We start from the raw sequence: 369 nt of genomic DNA on the forward strand, positions 1-369 counted from the left end.
CGGTCGTGTTCGGGCCGATCGTGGTCAGGCCGGCTTCACCTTGATGGAGGTGCTGGTGGCACTGGCCGTGTTCGCGATCTCGGTGGTGGGGCTGGTGGCGCTGGAGTCCCGCAGCATCGAGTCGCAGCGGGCCTCGCGAGAGCTTCGCGAGGGCGAGCGGATCGCCCAGGAGACGATGGCGGACCTCTACGGGAAGGGCTTCTTGCAGCTGCTGTCGCAGGACTTCGCGGGCAACGCCAACCCATCGTTTCCCTACGACGACCAGCTGGTGGCGGCCAACGAGCGACAGCGCAGCATGAGCCGCCCGCCCGCCGACATTCCCGACGACGAGGCGGTGGTCGGCGAGGTGCGCGGGAGCTTCTTGGTGTT

General features: G+C 68.3%; 1 protein-coding gene. It reads left to right on the forward strand.

Features of this window, described 5'->3' with window-relative positions; all coding sequences use genetic code 11:
• Positions 1 to 369 (forward strand): type IV pilus modification PilV family protein (locus OEB96_RS00205; protein ID WP_266213357.1); only part of this gene is annotated, 369 nt, incomplete at both ends.

Origin of the sequence: Paraliomyxa miuraensis (genome assembly GCF_026337845.1) — a bacterium.
Classification (GTDB): Bacteria; Myxococcota_A; Polyangia; order Nannocystales; family Nannocystaceae; genus Paraliomyxa; species Paraliomyxa miuraensis.